We start from the raw sequence: 19,581 nt of genomic DNA, 5'->3' as shown, positions 1-19,581 counted from the left end.
GCTTTGATTTTCTTGGTTTGACGTCGGGCGTCCCGCCTACAGGCCGCTTTTCGCCGATTGTAACGCGCCGCGGGATCCTCGCGGGGGCGGCAGCGACTGCTGCGGCGGGCGCCGGGCAGACCTTCGGGCTGTTCGACTATTCTCTCCATATTACTAGGAAAGACCACGACGTTGTCGTTCGCGTCGGTTCGCATGAGTGGAAGGTTGCGCGTGCGGCATTCGGCGAGACCGCGTTTCTGACGTTGACTGAAGATACGGAGCGCCGCGGCTTCGTGTTGCGACGCGCGCGATTGCCCGGTACGGAGCTCACGTTCGATCTCATCGTTGCTTTTGAGCGCGACTGGCTCGACCGCCTCGGTGGATGGCGGATGATCCTGAAGGGGAGGGGGATTCCTATCTCCACATCCGTCGCGTTCATTCCCTGGCTGCTCGGAGCGGTCGAGGCTGCAAGTGAGCTGGATGCCGTCGCAGCATCCAAGGTTCTGGGACGTTTTACGCGCGGCGAAGCATTTGCAAGCGCGCCGGCGAGCCTGTCTTTCGCGCCGGACTTGACTTGGGCTTTGACGGCGGCACAAGGAGCGCCGTTCTCTCTCGCGTCTTCGACGGTGCAAGCCGGTCTTGCGCGGATCGCCGCTTTCGCGCCGGGCGCCGGCGGCCTCGGGGCGCTCATCGACGACTTTCCTCCGAGCGCGTCGACGGCAGTGTTGTTCGAGCGTGCGACCGCCGGGGAAGGCCTGATTGAGGTTGGCCGTGACAGTGTACGCAACACGTTGCGCCTAGTCACAAAATCGGTCCAGGCCGTCTGCGTACAAACCTTTGAAACCTCACCTCCGACCCTTGTGACTGGACTCATCGGCTCATTCACCGCTTCGCTCGAAGGACTGGGTTCGCGGCGGAGCCAGATCGAAACCGGCGATGGCATCGTGGTCATGGGCCAGCGCGGTGGAGGCGCATTCCGCATGGCTTCGTTGCCGGTTGCATCGAAGCCTCATCTCGTCATGGGGGACGATTGCGGGCTCGTCTTTCATGGAGAGGACGCAGGCCATGTTCTCGAGGCTCAGGGCCGCAATGGAAGGTTGCGGACGTTTGCGGCGCGGGGCGCAGTTACCAACGTGGCGACGGCGGTAGAGGGCGCCGACTACGTCCGTCTCGACTTTTCCGATACCGAGGCGCGCATCACGCTTGGCGATGTGCCTGATCCGGACCAGCGGCCGAACCCCTATGCGGTGTCGGAATTGCCCGTTGTGCTTGCGCAAGCCCGCGGAGATGCGGTGGCTTACCCGGCGGAGCAACCAGCGGCGCCGCGCGCCAGGCAGCGGCATGCGAAGTCGGGCAAGGGCGCAACCATAAAGAAGAAAGACAATCCGGAGCCGGCCGCGGCATCCGCCGCCGCGCCGTCGCTACGCGCGGGTGTCGCTTTGTTCGACCTGTCCGGTCACGGTGGCTACGAAATCCCGCTGGCCGGCGCCAAGTTGCGCCTGGTGCGCGGCGAGGATCTGCTCAGCCTCAAATTCCGCTTTCATCATCTCAAGCTGGTCGGCGGGCCCAAGATCAAGCCTTACATCGCCGACGAGGATACGCCCTATGCCTGCAAGCAGCGCAAGGATGCGTGGAAGCCACGGCTGATCGTCGAATTCCCGCCGCAACATGTGGCGGAGGAAGCCTTCTTTCGCCTGGTGGAATCCGAGCCGGAAGAAACCATCCCGACGGTTCTGAACAAGGCCAGCTATCCCAATGTGCCGTTTGACGACAGCACGATCCCGCGAAACGACGGCAGCGGCGCGCCGCTCCCCGTCGAAACGGTTGAGGACAAGGTTGAAGCCGCAAAGGAAGCGATCGATCCGGACTATAAATGGTTTCGCGGCGAATTCGCGCGACTGACGCAGGCGGCGCCGACGCCTGCGTTGCCGTTGCCGGCTGTCTCCGGCCGCGATGCGCTCTACCTTTCGGGCAAGACGCCGCGCGGCGCGCCAAACGGCGACGTCTACAAGAAGCATGTTGAGGTCCTGACGGCGCTGCTCCCAACCTGGCATCTCGCCAAGATGGCGCGAAAGACAACGCACCCGGACGTGCCGATCGACATCAGCGCCGTTCCAAAAACCAAACCGGACGGTACGCCGCTCACCGACGAGCAATTCGAGGACAGCGTCGAAGCGCTTAAGGACACGAAAGATCCGGACTACGCCAAATTCCGGGAAAAGTTCGGCGAACTGGCCACGAAGCCGCCGCACAGCCTCCCGGGACGCGACGCGATCTATATCGGCGGCAAGACGCCGCGAGGTGCGCCGGACAACGACATTTCCAGGAAGCAGGCGGCCGTCATGGCCGAGCTGGTCGCACAGCGGAAACTCGCCAAGAAGGAGCCTTCGCCCTTCAATGAGGACTTGCCGCCCGCAGCACGCGCCCGGCTATCGGGCCCGTCGCGTCTGGTATTCCATCTGCCGTGCCGCGACGGAGCCGGTGAAAAGCGCAAGATCATGGACTTCACGGCCGCTGCGCTGACCAACTGGTCCGCCTTCGACCTTGCGGTCGTCAATCGCGTCGAGCGCCCGTTCAAGGAAGCGGGCGGTGAACTGGTTCTTGGCTCCGACAAGAAGCCGCAGCCGGAAACCGACCTCGCGGAAATCCTCAAGCGTCAATTCATCGAGCCGGGCAAGAGCTGGGTCGAGCGCCGGCAGAAAATGCAGGAGTCCTCTGGTGCCGAGCCAACCGATATCGAGACCGCGCTCGAACTGCCGTTCCGGTTGTTTCTGTCTCCTGCGCAGGACGCCCGCTTCCACACGCCGCCGATTGGCGAGACGCCGCTTCCGAAGCCTAGCCAGTCGCGAACGGTGCCGTTATGGCACGCCGAGCTCGATGAAGGACCCTACGGTGCGGGCACCCGTGCAATCTGGTCTCCCGACTATAATCCGAAGCGCTTCGAACCCGGTGTGGATGCACCGGAGCGTGGCCCGATAGCGCCATGGCGGGCCAGACGTACCGCGCCTCCGCCGGCGCCCGGTCAGCCGGCACAGGTTGATGCGAAACGGCGGTTTCGCGCCTCGATGTCGTCTTACGATCGGCACGAACTGGTCGCGCTCACGTCGGTCTGGGGGATGCCGACGCTGCCGCGCAAGCCGGACAGCAATGCGGCGGCGGGCGGCACCGGTCCAGACAAGGACCGCAAGCGACCGCGGCCAAGCAATTTCGATCCGCCGCCTGGCTTCGCGCTCAGCGATCCTGAACTGCAGGAGCAGGGAATCTATATCCCGCCGCCGCTCAATATCCAGGAGATGACGCTTACTGCGCTGGGCGCCTCGCTCGATTTCGACACCCGCTTTGAGCCGCCAGCCTCGCCTTATTTGAAGACGGATCCTCAGAAAAATCTCTTCCCGGCATTCTCGGTCGAGCGCTGGAAGCATCGAACGACGCTCGGACGCGACGTCACCGTCGAGATCGTCTACAAGGGTTTCCTCTATCCGCTCGGCAACCGCGCCTCGCTGGTCAAGGTTACCGAGCGCAAGTTCCTGACGAACCCGCTCGGCCGCTTCCCGACAGCCTACTTGATCCAGCGAATGTTCATTCGCGTCGGCAAGCCGCTGAAAAAGTACCCCGGAATAGGCCATCCATTCGAGGCGCGCGACTATTGCGTCAAACAATCGTTGGTTCTGACCAAACGCACGCCCGACATCCTCGATCCGACCACGCCGGCGGCTGCTGATCCGAATCATACTGCGGCCACTCAGTACGGTCGGCTTCCGGGCGATGCTAACGACAAATCCATCGAGGGCCTGTGTTTCTGGCCACGAACGCGACCGGGGCTCGGCGGCGAGGTTCGCTTCAAGGTGCAGATCGACGGCAAGGAGGGGGCGATGACCTTGCCGCTCCTGTTCGTCGACAACACCGCGGCTCACGATGCGCCGACGATGAACCGGATCGCGGTCTACTACGAGAAATTGCGCAAGGACGACGAGAAAGTCCGCGAATTGTGCACCGCTCGCCACGGCGGTGCCAAGCGCCGTTACGCACCAGAGAACAAGAGCGGCGAGGCCACGTTCGAAACCGATTATTGGCGGCTCGGTGTTCGCGGCCGGATCATCGCAAATCCGGATACCAGGATCGACGAACAGAATTTTGCGATGGACGCGGCGATGGAGGGCGACGATCAGCCGCCCTTCTATCCCTGGATTGAGGAAGCGGGAGTAAAGCTGCGGCAAGTGGCCCAGTTCACCGGCAGCGGTGCCGGCTGGGTGCGGGCCGGCTTCCCCGATCTCTATGTGAAACACGGCTTCGGTCCCGCTGAAAATCCGTCCAAGCTCTTTCTGCAACTCGTCGACGGCGTCTCGCTGAATGTCTCGCAGGCCGGAGATCGCGCCGGTGGCCTCGTCAAGCCGAACGCAATGGTCTGGGCGCTCGCGCTGGACAAGGGAGCGATCGGCGGCAAGCCGGATTCCGGCGGCGCGCAACAGACAGGCGCGGCCTTGCCGGCGGTCGCAGGGGGTGCGGCAGCGACGAAACCGCCGCCACTCAGCCTCGGACAACCTCCGCGCGCCGGACTGGCCGCGGCACGGGCCGGCCAGTTTGACCCCGCCGAGTTCTTCGGCGGCGCGCTATCGGAAGCCAAGCTGCTCGGTCTGCTGTCGCTGAAGGATCTCATCAAGATCGTCTCGATCGCTGGCGCGCCCAAGCTGAAGGAGACGATCTCCTACGCGACTGACGCAGCCAAGAGTGATGCGGTCGATGTTCTCAACACGCTGAAGCAGCAAATCGATCCGATTCGGAAGACGCTGCAGGAAGTCGTGGATCAGCTGAAGGAGCAGGCCGAGCGCGCAGCTGCCAGGATTCCCGGTATCGCCGGCACCCTTCCGGGGAAGGCGCTCGAGCGCTTGTACCCCAGCTTCGCTAGAGCGTTGCAATCGTTTCACGATAGCCTCAAGGAGCTAGAACCGCCCGCAAAGGACGTGTCCGAATTCATCGGTCTGGTGAGCGTGGCAGTAGAAGCCGGTCGTCAGCTGGTTGACGAGGTCGGACGCTTGATCGCGAACCCGGTACCGGTGTTCATCCAGGAGTGGATCGAAACCCTGGTCAAGCTGCGCGACGTCTTGCGCAAGTCAATCGAGGACATCAAGGCCGACATCGTCAACAAGGTGCGGCGCGCGGCGGTCGAACAGTTGAAGACGCTGCTCTGTAAGCCGGCGCGGCCGATGTTCGGGCTCGCCGTATTCGGTCCTGCGCTCGACGCGGCCTGCGCGGCTCTCAATCCCGACGATCCCAAGGTTTTCGAGAAGTTCGTTGAGAGCTTCCGCGACCTGGCGCAGGCCGAGGCGGAGGATCTGCAGCGCGACGTCAATGACATCAAGGAGGATTTCGAGCAGCAGATCGCTGCGGCCAAGGATCAGTTGGAAAAAGAGGAACTGGCGTTCAAGCGCGATCTGGAGTTAGCGCAGTATCGCGCGCTGCAGGCGGGGGAAGCCCTGTTGTTCGATCGTGTGGGACGTCCACTCCTGCTGGTGCTTATCGAACTGGAGAAAATTCGCGAGGAAGCCAAGCAGGACGTCGCGGCGGCGGGCGAACGGTTGCTTGCGCTGATCGCGCGGCTGTTCGACGCCGCCGATGCGCTCATGCTGGCACCGGCTCTGCAAAAGGCGCTGGCAGACGTGGCCGGAACCGTCACGGCGCAATGCCAGGAGGCATCGAAGTTCCTCAAGGCGGCGGTCGATTCTCTCGGCTTCCCCGATCTCGGGCCGATAAAAAAGGAAGCCGAAGCACTCCGCGTTGGTTTTGCCGGTCTCGCCAAGCTCGAGACTGATCTTCGAAGCGGCATTCCAACTATTCCGGCCAGTGACCGGCAGAAAGCAACGACGGTGCTCGACAGCGTGGCGCGCGTTCGCGCTGCATGTGCCGCCGGGGTCGATCGGCTTGCAAAGACACTGCTTGACGCTCAGGCGGCCTACGAGCAGACGCAAAAGTATGGGATCGACGACGTCTGTAAACTGCTCGACAACGAGGTTTTGAAGAAGACTCTTCAGTTCCAGCAGCTCTGGTTTTCCGCCGCCCAACAGCTCTTTGCACTTCGTCTGCGGGCAATGGGCGAAATCGGCGACTTGTTCGGCAAGCTCGCCGGCGCTCTCGATCCGGCAGGCACTGCCTCACTGGCACCGGTGCTGGTGGCCCCGGCGGCCGCCGGCGTCGGCGTGCGCAGCTTGGCAGACAACTCCGCCGACGAGCTCGCCAAATCGGTCAAGTCGTTGGGCGAGGCCCTTTGCGGCCTGCTCAACGAGATCGGACGGATTGGCAAGCGCGCACTGACCGGCGGCCAGCCAGATCCAACAATCAAGTCCTTTCTCGATGCAGCAAACAATATTGCCAACCAGCTCTCGACGGCGGAAGTCTTGCGGTTTCGTCAGGAAATCGAGGGCCGCGTCGACGCCATCAAGAAGCAGGGCGGTGAACTCGCCACTGAATGGCAAACGACGCTTGCCACGGGCTGGCCGGCCAACCTGACCGATCCCGGCGCGTTCGCCAAGGCGGCGACGCATGCGCGCAAGATCGGCGGCCTGGCGGTCAAGACCGGAATCCTCAGCCGCGATCAGGAACGCCAGTTGATCGCGACGATCTCGTCGGCGCTCACGGTCGCGGTAGACCGGACAATCGCAATTGTCGGGTCTACCCCGGCTCAAATCGAGGCTGAAATCAAGGCGGCCCTCGACGTGTCCAGGAAGGAGGTGGAGGGTACGGTCGCCGAGCTTCTGAAGCCTCCACTGCAGCTGATCATCGAGGTCTATGACCTGGCGCGCGTTCCGCTCACGGCGGTGTCCGACGCGCTGAAGAGCGACAGCCTCAAGCAGGGCGTGGGACAATTCCTGCAGATCGGTGATGTCGCAAAGATATTCGATCCCACGCAGATCGATGACGATCAGACCAAGCTGAACAGCGCTCTTACGGAGGCGCAGTCGGGCAATGCGCAGAGGTCGCTTTCCATTCTGAAGGGCGTGCGGGACGACTGGTCGCAGAAAGGCGGCCCGGCGCTGATCCGCGTCGGGCGCAATACGGAGGCCCTTGCCGACAAGGTGTTGCACGGCAAGCTTGGCGATTTCATCGACGTCGGCGCTATCCAGCAAAGAATCGAGGAAGAGCTCAGCAAGCTGATCCCGACGCGCTACGAGCTAAAATACGATTTCAACACCAAGGTTGGCGATCTCGGCGACCTGTTCAAGATGATCGATGACGAACTCCGGACGGAGCCCTGGGGGACGGATGAAGGCCGCAAGCGGGATCTCGTCATCACCGCGCATCTGACCGTCAATCTGCTCGATCCGCTCAATCCGAAGAGCCGCAAGTTGGCGATCAGCGGTGTGCTGCAGCCATTCTCAGTCAAGCTGCTGCCGGTGCTCGATGCTGTGACCCTTAATTTCGCGCCGGCGAAATTCACAGCCAGCGAGGGTGAGAAGCCGAAGTTCGACGTGAAGGTCAATACCGTCACCATCGGACCGGCGCTTGAATTCCTCAAGACTCTCGCGCCGTTCCTCTCGCCGGGCGGCAAGGACGGCTTTTTCATCCATCCAAAGTTCGCACCGCCTGGCATCGAAGCCGGCTTCGGTATCGACCTCGGGACCATCTCGATCGGCACGGTCAGTTTCATGAACGTGTCGATCAACGCCAGCTGCGAGCTGCCGTTCGACGACCGGCCGGCGCACTTCAAAGTCAGCCTGTCGCGGCGGGACGCGCCGTTCATCATTTCAGCTGCACCCTATGGCGGCGGAGGCTTCTTTGCCCTGATCGGCACGTCCAAGGGCATAGTCGGCTTCGAGGCTGCATTCGAATTCGGCGCTGCCGCCGCGTTCAGTTACGGGCCGCTGACCGGGCAGGGCCGGGTAACGCTCGGCATATACGTCTCGAAGAACGAGGTGAGTGCGCAGATCGGCGGATACTTTTTCGCAGGTGGTTCGGCGCGCATCGCCTGTTTCGCGGTTTCTTGCTCGCTGCTGGTCACATTCGTCCAGACCCTTGGCGGCGACCTCGAGGGTGAAGCGACGTTCACCTTCTCGTTCTCGGTCGGCCTGTGCGATTTCGAATATTCGGTCGGCGTCGCTCACACGGTTCCGGGTGGCTTCGGCGGTGGCGGCGGGCAGGCTCTGCTGATCGATCACGACGAGTTCGAGCCGCGATATGCCGCTGCCGATATCAAGACGATGGAATTCTCCTCGCAAAGCCGCAAGCGCGGCGCTGCGGCTATCGCCGCGCGTCCGAAGCCGACGGTGCGGCGCCGGACCAAATGCATGAGCCGGAACTTCGACGAGTACCGCAAATATTTCGATCACGACCTGTAGAGGCGTAGCAATGGATCTTCCTGCCGTGGCCAGCCCGCCATCCGAACCGTCGCCGGTGCCAGTTCGCGTTCTGACGCGGGTGGTGGCGGCCGGCATCGTCAAGGTCGGCGAAGAGCATCGTTTGCGCGCATCGCTTGCGTTCCTGCCTGAACCCGCCAGCGCGGAAGAGATTTTCGCAGACAAGACCAAGCCAAAGCCCGAGCTTGTTGACCTTACCAAGTGGCCGAGTGAGATCGAGAAAAGGTTCCCCGGTGGCGGCACCCTCGCGCTGAACGTCGCGAAGGTCACCAGGGAAGACGGCAAGGTGCTTGCCGATGACGTCGGCAGCACGACGACCTGGCAGCGCACAGCGCCGGCCCGTGATCCTGCCACGATGAGCTATCTGGTGAGCCTGTGGCGAGATCTGTTGGCGCCGTCGGTCAAGATCGAGGATCTGATCTTCGATCAACCGGGAGCCGAAGCGAGGAGTCCAACGAACGACAGCCGGCGGGTTCTCGAAACCCACTGGGAGCAATATGTCGATGCGACGGCTGCTTTCGCGGATCCCTGGGGTCATCTGTGTGCAGCCCTGCGCCAGTCGCTGGCGGGATCGGCGGTGCAAAAAGTCGTGGACGAAGGAACGAAGGCGCCGCGGATTTCCTCAGTTCCCTACGCGGAGGCCGCCGTAGCGTTGTCGGCGTTCCGGATGCAGGCGGCGATTGAGACGGTCCGTCCCGGTGTTTTCCAGCGAGCCCGCGAGCAGGTCGAATTCGTGCCGGACGGCCCGAGCGGAGTCATGACGAAGCTTGGGCGTCTTGCTGCCGGGCCGCGCCCTCCGGGAGACGGCGACATTATTTCTCGCGCCGTCGGTTACGCCGCAGCTCGTAATGTGCTGGTCGGTCCGCAGACCTTCAGCGAGCTCGCAAGGCTAAATGCGGATCGAAATGTGCGGATTGCCGCCAATGCGACTGTCGCTTTTGCCAGCCGACACGGCAACGTCGTCGCCGCAACCGGGACCGACCGATTCTTTTGGCAGGGGGAGCAACGCGAGCGCGTGCGGTGGCGCTACGCGGACGTATTCGAAGACAAGGCGTTCGCCGCAAAGCTCACCGAGCAACAGAAGGCCTTGACTGGAACGGGGCGGCAAGTGTCCACGGTTACGCTTGGCCGTCAAGCGCTCGATGTGTTCGCTAGGCGCAGCAGCAAGGCCCTCGTGCAGCATTTCTGGTCGATGCGGACAGTTCCGCATGAACTTACCGCCGCGCAGAAGGCCGATGTCATCGGCAAGGTCGCGGCGAAGAAAAAGGAGAGCACGGATCCGCGCAGCGAGCGAGCGAAAGTGGAGGCCGAGTGGCGCAGATATGATCGTGTGGCCCGGCAGATCATCGATGCGCCGGGCAGGCGCTTCTTCGGGCTACAGGCGTTCCCGACCCTTGCGCGACTGTTCAACTTGGTGATCGACGTCGAGATCACCCTCGAGACCTTCAACAAAGCAGCCGGGATACCTCAAGTGGCAGCGGCGCCGGGGGCGGCGCCTGCGCCGCCTTCGGATTGGCTGTACCGTGACGAGGCGGCGGTCGATTTCGAGGCCAGTGAGATCGATCTGCACCACAGCGGGCCGCGCACGGCGCGGGCCGTCTATCTGCAGCTTGCGCTTCTTCCGGCCGGGGTACCGGCCGCCATGCAGCGCGCGCGGGCGATCTGGTCCGTCGTGAAGCTTCGGCAACCCGGCGCCGTCGCCAGTGATCGCGGGCATTTCTGGCCGGTAACGTTCGTCGAGATCGAGAACGTCCGCGAGATCCTCGCGGCCGAAAAGGCGTTCAAGGAAGCGGCCGGCGATGTCGCGAAGCAGACAGAGCAGAAACAACGCCAGCAGAACGCCGAAGCGAAACGGTTGCCGGAATTCGACGGGATCGTCGATCTCGGTTTCACGAAGGACGGCAAACCGCGCTTCGAACTCGGCAATCTCGATTTTGCGCAGTCGCTCGAACATTATGGCAGCGCGGCAGAAGGCCAGCAGGCTGCGATCGAAGGTGGAGCGCCTGTCGATCGGGCCGGTCGCGGTATGGGAACGTCGCGCACCGGAGGGCTTGCGTTACTCGACACCATGCGCGCCACCAGCGAGGCTGACAAGGCGCAAACCACCACGGATCAGGTAACCCAGCGCGCATCCGGCGCCGGCAATGTGCTGGACGCGATCATGCTCACGATCGGATACCGTGTCGACGTGGGCGTCCAGCCGCGCAACGAGTCTCCCGGCCATCGATTTGTCTGGCGCAGCTTGATGAACCGGCTCGTCGCCTATGCCGATCCGAACGATGGATCCGATGGACCGATCGATCAAAAGCGACTCGAACGTGCGATCGCCGAACTCAAGTTCGGCAAGGAAGAACGCATCCGGCTGGACTCAGGGATGGTGCGCACGCCGAGTAAGATGATCGCCCTCGACAGGAACAGGGATCCGACCAAGGCCGAGGCGGTCGCAAACGAGGACATAATGGTGTGGACCGGCGATCCGCTAGGGCTGGAGTGCGGCGGTGCGGACGAGAGAACCAGCGAGATCGAGGTCGATCCGACCCGCGACCTGCCTCTTACCGTCGTCTACGATCTGCCGAAGGACCTCACTCCGAATGCGAAGGGGGATCGCGAATCCTACACGCCGCCACGGCTGGAATTCGGTCGCGGCTATCGCATCGGCCTGCGCTCCGTCTATCTCGGCGGCGTGACCCTGCCGCTCGAGCAGGCCGCGGCGCGCTACGAAAAGGCCAAGGACGGCACTCTCACCTTGCCGCCGCTCGGATCGAACGGCCATCGATTCCTGCGCGAGGAGGAGATTGATCCGCCGGTCCTGGCGCTATCCGAGCAGGTGTACAAGACATCCCGTCATCCAGATCAGCCTTGGGACACTGCCGAATGGGCGATCGTGCGCACCGGATCGGATCCGCGCTTGAAGCCTGAAAAAAGCACGGCGCGCGTCGTGGTCCCGCCGTCGGTGCCGATGGAATATGCGGTGCTGCACCGGATCAAGACCTGGCACCGGACGATCGGAAGCGAGAATGTTCATGGACTGCGGCTGGTTGACGGGCTGGTGAACGTCAATATCGATCCGTATTGGGGCGGCTTTCCGTCTCTGGATGAGACGCGCCGCGAGCTGCGCTATCAGCCGAGGCCCGAGCAACGCCAGAAGGAGCCGGAAAAGGTTTATGACGCCGTCTTCCAGGTGAAGGCGACCTCCGATGAAGAGCTCGTCCGGCGCAGGCAGCCCTACTACCCGGACCCAGCCGCACGCCAACTCGCCATCGAGGTGGTGACGCGGCGCCCCGACGCCGAGCGCAAGGAAAAGCCGCTGATCGTTGCGCTCGACGCGCCCGAACACGAGGTTCGTTACCCAGATTATGTGCCGGTGCTGATCGAGGTCATCGCAATCAAGGCCGATGCGAACCGCACGCGCATCGCAGAGTCCGACCCCGAGGCCGATGTCGGCGTGCTCCAGCCGGGTGGAAACTTCGTCAAGCAATCGTGGCGCAGCTGGCGGCAGTCATCCGGCACGGTGCGGGTGCGGCGGGTGAGGATCCACCTGCGCCCGGGGGAAGACTACGATGTGCGGATGTGGTGTCCGCCGCGCAGCCTTGATATCGCGCACTGGTTCCAGGCGGGTCATAACTTCGCTCACTATCAGCATATGCTCGGAACGATCCAGGGTAGGCTCTCGGCCGAAACCGACCTGGGCGCACGCGCGCTGCGGGCTATCGGTGTGCAGGACGCCCAGAAAGATGATTTGACGATCATTGGCGGTATGCTTGGCTTCATGGGCGATGCCGACGCCGCCGCCTTCGTCGAAGCGCTGGAGACGCGCCAGAAGGGCAAGCCGCTGCCGCCGCATGAGGGGGTCGTCGTTCCCGACGGGATGGACGCTCGTCTGTTTCGCTTGATCGCCGATCACATCGCCAGCAGGGGCCACGAGGTGGCGGTGCCCGGATTTGCGAAGCAGCGCAGGATGCGTGTGACACATGCGATCCAGCAGCCGAGCTTTGCGCCCTGCTTTGTCGGACTTGGGGCAATGTCGCCGGCCTGCATCACGTCGGAGGAGGGCGACAAATCGATCGCGATCGTCCGCAGGGAGTTCGACGAAACGTCAGGCGCAGGCACACCGCCTCCGGCAGTATCCGGCTCGCCAACCCCCGCCGGTGATGACAAGACCCGACCGGGCTGGCTGCTCAACCATCCGGATCCCACGACATGGGCGACGCTGCCGCATGGCGGTCACGACCCCGGCGCTGCCGATGCCGTATTCGGGGGCCGCGTCGCAATCGATCTCGACACGTCTTCCCAGCTCACCATGTGGGCGTGGATGGCGACCGTCGTCGATGACGTCAAGCGCAAGCGAGACCGTAACAAACCGCCTCCGCAGCCTTCACCGCCGCCCCAGGCGGGGATGCCGTCGCCCGATGAGCCGTTTAACATCTATGGCTTCCATGTCGACGGCAACGGCAAGGTGAGCTTCCCTAGGCAACGAATTGAGCTGCTGCGCACTCGCGATCTCTCCGATGAGATCCAAGCACAGAAGATTGACGATCTCGTGGAGAAGCCCGAAATCCTCGATCTTGGTTTTACGCCGGCTGGCGCCGTGCGAGAGTATGAGCGCCGCCACCGTTTCACCACCGCGCACGCGGCGAAGCTCGACTTGCAGCTCGAAGCCCGCTCGCGCTTTGAGCACATGCTGTTGCGGGAAACCGCGCCGAAGGAGCCGGCACTGAAGGCGGTCGATCCGATCACCCGGCTCGGTGCAAAGTCGGAGATCTGGCTCCCGGCGACCCGGGCGCCCGATCCGATCGACCGCAAGAGCCTGCTGCCTGCGTTCGTGTGGACGGAAAGATTCGATGGCACCGACATCGAACGTCGTACCAAGGTGCGCATCCGCTTGAAGCGGCCGTGGTTCTCCTCCGGCGAGGGCGAAATGCTTGCCATCGCCTTGTGGCCGCCGGAAATTGTCGATCCACTCCGCCGCGATGAGATCGCCCGCGACATCGCGCGCGACTTGGTGAAGAGCCAGGGTGGCGTCACTGCCTACAAGGAATACAAGAACTTCGAGGACAACGATCTGGGACAGGGCGGCCAGTTCATCACCCGCTGGGCCACTGATGCAATCCGGTACGGGCCGGTGCAAACCGGCTATTTCATGCCGCTTGAGGCGTTCCGCGACGTGCTTCCCGATGGTAATGCCGAACTCGTGGCGCGCGTGCAGATGCCGATTCCGCGTGGCGACAACGACGACGATGGCACGGCAGCGTTGCAGATTTCCTCGCCGGTGCTGCAGAACACGATGCTGGTGAGCCTCGTGGCCTATGAACCGTTGTTCGATATGGCCGACGAGAGCTGGTATGTCGATGCAGAGATCAGCCCGCTCGCGCTTGCCAATCCGTTCCTACGGCTCGGCCTGGTTCGTTATCAGAAGCACGCCCCGCCGGAGTGGCAGGTATCCGAACCGATCGTCGAGATGATCCAGTTGCTGCCGCGTCGGCATGTCGTCATTACGGCGGAGCCGCGTTCGGCCGGCAGTTATCCGATACGCGCGGACGTCTACGGTCCGGCCCATGACCTGGTGGCACTGGCGCCTGAAGATGAGAGCGATGCTGGCACCAAGGCCGACGCCATGCATCGGCCGGTGCTAAAGGCGCGCGTGCTGCGCCACCCGGAAGGTATCGATTTTGCTGGCGGCGCGCGCGACAGCATGGTGCCGGAGATCATTGCGACCGATTCCGACGACAATCTACTGAAATGGAGCAGCGCGGATAATCTCGCGAAATTCCAGCCGCGGCGCGGAGAAGAAGGGCTGCGGTGGAGCTTTAGATTTGTGCTCAAGGATGACCCGCGCAAGACGCCGCACTTCGTCTTCCTCGAAGAGGTCGAATGGATGCTACCGACCGATCCTGACGCCGAGGCGGTGCGGCAGGGACGCGATCCCGCCGACTCCATCGTGGCCGAGACCGGCCCGCGCTTCGCGCTCAAACTGCGTATCAAGGGTTAGGCGGCTGGACGTGTCACTTTCAACAACGGATTCAACAATGCCGGACCAGGAGAAAGCCGATGCCACGTCCTCTTAGCCGTCGGCAGGCACTGACCATCGGCGCAGGCGCGTTGTCTGCGATATCGGCTGCGAGGCCATTCTCTCCCGCCCTGGCGCAGCCAGGAGACGCGGCCGCCGTGATGGCGGATTTCACCGGCGGTGCGACACCGACCCCGGACACGCGCGTTGTGATCGAGTTGCCAAAGGACGTCGCGACCGGCAACGCGGTTGCGTTGACGGTTCGGGTTGAGAGCCCCATGACCGAGGCCTCGCACGTATCGGAATTGCTGATCGTCGCCAGGGACAATCGCAGCGCCAAGGTCGGCAGATATACCTTCTTTCTCCCTAACGGCATTCCGCAAGTGACTACCCGCATTCGCCTGGAAAGGGCTGCAACTCCGACCCCGGCCCAAACTGTTAGCGTGACCGCGGTCGCGAAGGTTCGGCAAGGTGGCGTCGAAAGCTTCCTGTCGAGCGACCGCCAGGCCAGCGTTACGGGCGGAGCATGCGAATGCTGATGCTGGCGAACCTTCACGAGCCCAATTCAGGGAATTGAGATCATGGCCGGACAGACGCGGTTCAGTTTGAATAAGCAGGAAGTCAAACGCGATGAGCTCGTCGAGGTAACGGCCCTCATGGTGCCGCAGTTCGAGAGCGTTACCGGTGCTGGAGGTTTCGAAATGCGGCGCAGGATGCCTAAGAAATTCGAGTGCAAAGTCGGTGGCCAAATGGCGTTTTCGACCGAGTTCGGCCCATCGTCAACGACAAGCGCCTACGTGCAATTCAAGATTAAGGTGAGGGAATCCACCGTGGTTATCGCGACATGGACGAATTTCGACGACAGCGCCGTTTTCGGCGGGAGCGCCGAAATCCGCGTGGTTTGAGACTCATCCGGCGAGGGCTAGCAACTGGAGAAAGGAATGCAAATGATGATTGGAAGAATTGGAGAGAGCCGTGATGATGTAGATGCGCAAGGCGTCAAAGAAACGAACGCGCTAAAATGGGTATTGGCCGCTAGCGCAAGCATGTTGCTCGTATTTTGCAACACAGTTGCGCTTTCTCAGGGCTTCAATCCCGTTAGGTGTCAACTCGCGGAAGGTGGGAAACGAATTCAGATTATTGGTTCGAACCCGTCGAACGCACCACTCACGTGCACCTCAGCGAAATGCGAAGCTCCGGCTCAGGGCGGATCAATCCGAGCGTGCGAAATCGAAACTACAGTGACTCTACAGCCAGGGGAGACAAACGTTGAGCTCGCAAATTGCTTCAATGACAACAATGCCGCACATACGCCTGTTTCGGAAAGTCATAGTTGCCATTGAGCGATCGTTCGGCACAGGAAGTTAGCGCAGGCCGTGAATTTATAGTTTCTGTCTTTCAATTCCGCTGCAACGAGGCTGTCATGTATGACCGTAATAAAGCCCTAGCCTATGCCCGCAAGTATTGGACTAAGTCATGCTCCGATGGATATGTCGGTATCGGGACTGCTCCTCACTATCGTAAGGTGCCGGGAGGAACCGTCTTCGTGCGCCCGCCCGATGATGAAGAGCAAGCCCGCCTGCCTGGCGGAACAGTAATCGGCGACCTCGACGATTGTGCCCACTTTCTCTCGTGTTGCCTCGGTCAGGAGCCTAACGAAGGCGGCGGCGGGCTGCCGATACAACGAGATTTCCCCGCGGCGATTTACGGAGTGATTAGCGCGCGTAGATTATTTAAGACATTGTCTGACGATGGCTTGATCGACGTCATTCTCGAAAAGGAAAGCCACGACAAATGTGCGGGGAAGCTCTCGCAACTCGCTGCGGGAGATTTGATCTTCTATTGGGATCCTGCGAAGGGAGCATACGGTCATTCCGCGCTATACCTTGCTGATGCGAAAAAAAGGATCGCGTGTCACACTTACTGCCGATGCGACCAAACCGACGAGGCGGGCCAGGAATGGGATAGCGTTGGCATCGACAACGTCAGCTACTCGCTTGTTCGCATACGTGACGCGGCTCCGCTCATCGTATGAAGTCCGAGTTCGGGCAATGCGGTTCGATCGAACCGGATGGGGCGGGCTGTATTCCGTCCGCGATTACAGCAGGCGTGCTTAATGGGCGCTAGTTAATGATCTCGATCGTTATTCAGTCACTGTCGAATTTATGCTCGTAGCGGCGAGAAGGCGGCGAAGGCATCGCAGACCTCAGACAACCTATGCTGCCGTTCTAAAGGCACTCATTCCGCGTATCATAGCGGAGTATCGGCCGATCTAACGAGGCAAGATTTTAACTCTCAATCAGAGGAGAATTAGATGTCCACTATTACCTTCGTCAAGAAGACGCCTGCGGGCCCGCTCGGTAATTTTAACTGGGAATACAAGTGCAAATGCGCCGATGGCACCAACAAGGCGAATGTCGTCGTAACTGCGGCTAACGAAAACGAGGCGAAGAGACTCGCACAACAAGAATGCGACGACACTTGCGGCGAAACCTAGAGCAAGAGTTAGGACGGGCTTACCTAGCGCGAGATAATAGAGTCGTCCGAAGCGTCTCAGCGAACACTCATGGCATCTCCCAACGATTAACGCATCGAGGGCAAGGTAAAATGACTTACGTTTGTAATGAACCTCATACGATCTACACCAACGGCGGAAATAAGACTAAAGATATAACAGTCAAAGTCGACGACCATTGTGGAGGGAAAACAACGATATCCGTGCATAATTCGGAAGGTGCTCCTATCTTCACGAAAACGTTGTCTTCTCCTGGCGACGTGGCTTTGACTGTCGAGCCCGGTAACGAGGTGCATGTGGCCTGCATAGGAGGCGATGTTTTGAACCCTCATAACGATTGCAGCGTCTCCTATATCGAGTCGCTCGATTAAACCTCACGCATATCCGACGGCAGACTAGACAATCGGTAGAGCGGCCGCATAGCGCGCATCGCGCCGGCGGCAGACATTCAAGTCCAGAGCTTCGGCCTTTCCGACCAAAGCAGAAATGCCGAGGAGATCGACACTACCAATAAAGCTTTGGAACGGGTCAATCGGCCGGCTAATGAGGACCCCTGCAATTATGGAGTCAGTGCTCGGACTTACAAGGGGTCATACCAAAGTATCAGCGGCTAGTTTCGGGAAGTCTGTTCTGACAAAAGAGCACTTAGCCGTCGATCTCGGATTGTAGCGGGCTGTCAACGTGTCAACCGTGTCAACCCAGTTTTTCAGCTTTGCCGCTGGAGAAACTCGGGGGCGCGTTTGTGCCGTGTGCGGCGGGGGGCCCCGGAAGGACCCGTAAGCTCGAGCCGGACGAATCGATCGGAGGGTGTCAGCTAATGATCCGGAAGCGGACGCTCAATACGGGTTCTGACTTAGTCTGCTCAGGGTCCAAAGGGCGACATTTACCTGCGAGATGGTTGAGCCAAGTCAAATTGCTCTTCGCCTCGTGCGACTACCTCATCTAGGAAGTTGGAGGGTCGGACCATGCTACCGTTTACTCCCGAGCAATTTCTATCCGTATTCGTGAACTACAACACTGCTATTTGGCCAGTACAGGTGGGGGCCCATCTGCTGGGTTGCTTGGCAATTGTCCTTTTGTTTTGGAAAGCGTCACACGCAGATCGCCCTTACCGCGAGCATCTTGGCAATCATGTGGCTCTGGACCGGGATCGCCTATCACGGGGTTTTCTTTTCGACCATCAACAAGGCGGCCCACCTCTTCGGCACGTTGTTCGCTATGCAAGGCGCTTATCTGCTGTATTCGGGTGTGTATCATGACCGCCTCCGTTTTGGCCTTGGATCCGGACCGACGGCTTGGGTCGGCGTGACGCTCGTTGCCTACGCGGCAATTCTCTATCCATTGATCGGCATGTCGACCGGGCACGTTTTCCCCGAGATGCCTGTGTTTGGTGTAACGCCATGCTCGGTGACCATTTTTACGTTTGGAATGCTTCTGTTGACCACACACCCAATATCTCGCGGGCTTCTGGTCATTCCATTCATCTGGTCCCTGATCGGCGGCGGCGCCGCAGTTTTACTGCACGTGCCTCAAGATTGGCTACTGTTGGTCAGTGGTTTCATCGCTGTCCAGCTCATCATCGTGCGAGACCGAGTGGTCCATCGCTTGGCGGGGAACGTCAGTACCTGACTTCATCTCCTTTGCTGAAGTGCACTCGCTAACGCCGCCCGGACATGTCCGAGTTGGGTCACATGCGGGCGTCGCGGCGATCTTCGCCCTCGGTCCGCTCGCACCCCGCAAGCCGACGTTAGCGCGTGCAAACAGGGAAGCAGCTAAGGGCCCATGAGCCTACGTCGCTCCAATCCAGCGCGACACTTGTCAGGCCTCTTAGCGACCGTAGGGGAAGCAGCGGTGGCGATCGAGTGTAACACCGAAATGCGCTCCCAGCGCAGCGATGGCCGCGTCCTGCTCAGGATAAGGATCGGCATTTGATGCGGCAACGATGATGATCCGGAACCTGCCGCGATCCTTGCCGCCCGGTGGCAGCATCGCTGTAGCCAGTGCATTGCCCTCCCTGTCGCGCAACGTGAGGAAAACCGGCATCTCTCGCCGTACATAGGCCTCGAGGCCGATGTCGCGCTCGATCGCGTTGGGCCGCTCGGGACGCCAGGACTGGACTGCCTTCTCCCGCTCGTTGCGGAAATATTTCTCGACTGTGTGGTTCATCAGGCGCGACTCATGCGCCGCTTCACCTTCCGTCTCGATACGGAACCAAGTCTTACCCTTCGGGGCGTCGCAAACATACTGCATTTCGCTTGTCCTGCGATCGTCGCGATTCTAGGACGTCTGGCCTGCGAAGCCAACATGCGATTCGCTCTCGTGTACAACGTTCCACGATCGTATAATTGGAAGTTCGGCTGCAACACCGCGCGACTATCCTGAGAGGCGATGGTAAAGCTCCGATCTGATGAACCTTCGCAAAGCGGTCCGATAGGTCCAGCCTAGCAAATCTGTTCACTGAAACTTCCGCTGTGGTCACAAGCTGCTAATTGCGTTCAGCGCTGCTTTGGTCCGGTTGACGCATCCGAGCAGACTTCCGAACACGTGTTCGGTGTGTTCGGTAAGTTCGGTCAGATTTGACGAAATCGGGCTAGCGGATTTATGGGGCGCGCTTGGGCCGTGCGGGGTGGGGGCCTCGGAAGGACCCTTTGATCGGTGTTCCTCCTGACGTAAAGATTTGAAATTGCCAGGACTGGTCCGCATAAGCGCTGTGCCAAAGCACGAACTCACTC

General features: G+C 61.2%; 8 protein-coding genes. 7 read left to right on the top strand and 1 reads right to left on the bottom strand.

All coding sequences use genetic code 11. The features are described 5' to 3' along the window. Positions 1–242: 242 nt before the first annotated feature. The 7 genes from AC0L3B_RS12895 (at position 243) to AC0L3B_RS12865 (ending at position 18,478) form a co-directional block, all read left to right on the top strand. Positions 243–8,309 carry a hypothetical protein gene (locus AC0L3B_RS12895; RefSeq protein WP_473380477.1) on the top strand — a complete coding sequence of 2,689 codons (8,067 nt, stop codon included), beginning with the start codon at positions 243–245 and terminating at the stop codon, positions 8,307–8,309. Between the two features lie 10 nt (positions 8,310–8,319). Then, on the top strand, positions 8,320–14,316 hold the full coding sequence (locus tag AC0L3B_RS12890; protein WP_473380476.1) for a hypothetical protein: 5,997 nt from the start codon (positions 8,320–8,322) through the stop codon (positions 14,314–14,316). A gap of 179 nt (positions 14,317–14,495) precedes the next feature. Next, positions 14,496–14,873 carry a thiosulfate oxidation carrier protein SoxY gene (locus AC0L3B_RS12885; protein ID WP_473380475.1) on the top strand — a complete coding sequence of 126 codons (378 nt, stop codon included), beginning with the start codon at positions 14,496–14,498 and terminating at the stop codon, positions 14,871–14,873. A gap of 42 nt (positions 14,874–14,915) precedes the next feature. Next, entirely contained in the window at positions 14,916–15,239 is a 324-nt protein-coding gene (locus AC0L3B_RS12880) for a hypothetical protein (RefSeq protein ID WP_473380474.1), read from the top strand. Positions 15,240–15,757: 518 nt separating this feature from the next. Next, a complete protein-coding gene (locus AC0L3B_RS12875) occupies positions 15,758–16,369 on the top strand; it encodes an amidase domain-containing protein (RefSeq protein WP_473380473.1) in 612 nt (203 codons plus the stop codon). Positions 16,370–16,648: 279 nt separating this feature from the next. Further along, on the top strand, positions 16,649–16,831 hold the full coding sequence (locus tag AC0L3B_RS12870; RefSeq protein ID WP_473380472.1) for a hypothetical protein: 183 nt from the start codon (positions 16,649–16,651) through the stop codon (positions 16,829–16,831). Between the two features lie 1,149 nt (positions 16,832–17,980). Beyond that, positions 17,981–18,478, top strand: coding sequence for a DUF6064 family protein (locus AC0L3B_RS12865; RefSeq protein WP_473380471.1), 498 nt, complete (start codon positions 17,981–17,983; stop codon positions 18,476–18,478). Positions 18,479–18,676: 198 nt separating this feature from the next. Here the strand turns inward: AC0L3B_RS12865 and AC0L3B_RS12860 are convergent, their stop codons facing one another. After that, positions 18,677–19,015, bottom strand: a complete 339-nt coding sequence (locus AC0L3B_RS12860; protein ID WP_473380470.1) for a hypothetical protein — start codon at positions 19,013–19,015, stop codon at positions 18,677–18,679. Positions 19,016–19,581 lie beyond the last annotated feature (566 nt).

The sequence above is a fragment of the Bradyrhizobium sp. Kon56 genome, assembly GCF_055807635.1.
Note: the sequence above shows the minus strand (reverse complement) of the source record. Positions and strands in the feature narration are given on the sequence as shown.